Here is a 3,059-nt window from a genome sequence, read left to right on the forward strand (position 1 = left end):
CGATAAGCCATGGGGAGCTGAGAATAAGCTTTGATCCATGGATTTCCGAATGGGGAAACCCACCTGAAGCTTGGTTGTTGTTTGCTTCGCAATCAACAATCGGGCTGACCAGGTATCTTGGACCTGAACACATAGGGTTCAAGAAGCGAACCCGGGGAACTGAAACATCTAAGTACCCGGAGGAAAGGACATCAATAGAGACTCCGCTAGTAGTGGCGAGCGAACGCGGACCAGCCGAGCCATGATGATGACCAGAACGATCTGGAAAGATCGGCCATAGCGGGTGACAGCCCCGTATGGGAAGTCTGATTGGACGTATCAAGTAGGGCGGGACACGTGAAATCCTGTCTGAAGATCGGGGGACCACCCTCGAAGGCTAAGTACTCCTTGCTGACCGATAGCGAACCAGTACCGTGAGGGAAAGGTGAAAAGCACCCCGACGAGGGGAGTGAAACAGTTTCTGAAACCGGACGCCTACAAGCAGTCGGAGCCCCCTTGAGGGGTGACGGCGTACCTTTTGTATAATGGGTCAACGACTTGGTCTGTCTGGCAAGCTTAAGCCGTTAGGTGTAGGCGCAGCGAAAGCGAGTGTTAAATGCGCGATTTAGTCAGACGGATCAGACCCGAAACCGAGTGATCTAGGCATGAGCAGGATGAAGGTTGGGTAACACCAACTGGAGGTCCGAACCCACACCTGTTGAAAAAGGTCGGGATGACTTGTGCCTAGGGGTGAAAGGCCAATCAAACTCGGAGATAGCTGGTTCTCCGCGAAAGCTATTTAGGTAGCGCCTCGGACGTATCCCTCGGGGGGTAGAGCACTGCATGGATGATGGGGGCCCACAGCCTTACTGAGTCTAAGCAAACTCCGAATACCCGAGAGGACTATCCGGGAGACACACGGCGGGTGCTAACGTCCGTCGTGGAGAGGGAAACAACCCTGACCAACAGCTAAGGCCCCCAATTCGTGGCTAAGTGGGAAAGCATGTGAGACTTCCAAAACAACCAGGAGGTTGGCTTAGAAGCAGCCATCCTTTAAAGATAGCGTAACAGCTCACTGGTCTAATCAAGAGGTCTTGCGGCGAAGATGTAACGGGGCTCAAGCCACGAGCCGAAGCTTTGGATGCATCCTTCGGGATGCGTGGTAGCGGAGCGTTCTGTGATATAGAACGCTGCCTCTTTTGATCCTCACGGATCAACGGAGGCAATGTTCTGACTGTGAAGCCGGGCCGTGAGGCAACCGGTGGAGTGATCAGAAGTGAGAATGTTGACATGAGTAGCGACAAACAGGGTGAGAGACCCTGTCGCCGAAAGTCCAAGGGTTCCTGCTTAAAGCTAATCTGAGCAGGGTAAGCCGGCCCCTAAGGCGAGGCCGAAAGGCGTAGTCGATGGGAACCAGGTTAATATTCCTGGGCCAGGAGATGGTGACGGATCCCGAAGGTAGTTCATCCTTATCGGATTGAATGGGCTGCTTAGGGGTTCCTGGAAATAGCCCTCCACAAGACCGTACCCGAAACCGACACAGGTGGACTGGTAGAGAATACCAAGGCGCTTGAGAGAACCACGTTTAAGGAACTCGGCAAAATACCTCCGTAAGTTCGCGAGAAGGAGGCCCGATTGGTAGGCAACTATCGGTCGGGGGCACAAACCAGGGGGTGGCGACTGTTTACTAAAAACACAGGGCTCTGCGAAGTCGCAAGACGACGTATAGGGTCTGACGCCTGCCCGGTGCCGGAAGGTTAAAAGGAGAGGTGCAAGCCTTGAATTGAAGCCCCGGTAAACGGCGGCCGTAACTATAACGGTCCTAAGGTAGCGAAATTCCTTGTCGGGTAAGTTCCGACCTGCACGAATGGCGTAACGACTTCCCCGCTGTCTCAAACGTGGACTCAGCGAAATTGAATTGTCTGTGAAGATGCAGACTTCCCGCGGTTAGACGGAAAGACCCCATGCACCTTTACTACAACTTCGCACTGGCATCAGGATTGCGATGTGCAGGATAGGCGGTAGGCTTTGAAACGGGGACGCCAGTTCCCGTGGAGCCATCCTTGAGATACCGCCCTTCGCACTCTTGATGTCTAACCGCGGCCCGTTATCCGGGTCCGGGACCCTGCGTGGTGGGTAGTTTGACTGGGGCGGTCGCCTCCCAAACAGTAACGGAGGCGCGCGAAGGTTGGCTCAGACCGGTCGGAAATCGGTCGTTGAGTGCAATGGCAGAAGCCAGCCTGACTGCAAGACTGACAAGTCGAGCAGAGACGAAAGTCGGCCATAGTGATCCGGTGGTCCCGAGTGGAAGGGCCATCGCTCAACGGATAAAAGGTACGCTGGGGATAACAGGCTGATGATGCCCAAGAGTCCATATCGACGGCATCGTTTGGCACCTCGATGTCGGCTCATCTCATCCTGGGGCTGGAGCAGGTCCCAAGGGTATGGCTGTTCGCCATTTAAAGAGGTACGTGAGCTGGGTTTAGAACGTCGTGAGACAGTTCGGTCCCTATCTGCCGTGGGTGTTGGAGACTTGAGAGGAGTTGCCCCTAGTACGAGAGGACCGGGGTGAACGTTCCACTGGTGGACCTGTTGTCGTGCCAACGGCAGTGCAGGGTAGCTATGAACGGACAGGATAAACGCTGAAGGCATCTAAGCGTGAAGCCCCCCTCAAAACAAGGTCTCCCTTGAGAGCCGTGGAAGACCACCACGTCGATAGGCCGGAGATGTAAGTGCAGCAATGCATTCAGTTGACCGGTACTAATGGCTCGATAGGCTTGATTTGATCCGGAAGAAGACAGACCTTCTTCCCAGGAACATCCTTGGACAACACGCAGGACCCGAAAAGTCCCGCACGCTGAGCGTTTCTTTCCCGGTCTGGTGGCCCTAGCGCGAGCAAAACACCCGATCCCATCCCGAACTCGGCCGTTAAGTGCCGCTGCGCCGATGGTACTGCGTCTCAAGACGTGGGAGAGTAGGTCACCGCCAGACCTGGAAAGAAACGCATCATCCCTCTGAAACGATCAAAAAACCGATCAGGACAAAAATGGCGCGGGGTAGAGCAGCCCGGTAGCTCGTCA

General features: G+C 54.9%; 2 rRNA genes (1 of these 2 cut by a window edge). Both read left to right on the top strand.

Annotation, left to right across the window (positions count from 1 at the left end):
* A 23S ribosomal RNA gene (locus tag ACTZWU_RS16640) occupies positions 1–2,764 on the top strand; it begins 69 nt to the left of the window's first position.
* 91 nt (positions 2,765–2,855) lie between these two features.
* Positions 2,856–2,970, top strand: a 5S ribosomal RNA gene (gene rrf, locus ACTZWU_RS16645).
* The last annotated feature ends 89 nt before the right edge of the window (positions 2,971–3,059 follow it).

The sequence above is a fragment of the Paracoccus sp. NSM genome (genome assembly GCF_052379855.1).
Classification (GTDB): Bacteria; Pseudomonadota; Alphaproteobacteria; order Rhodobacterales; family Rhodobacteraceae; genus Paracoccus.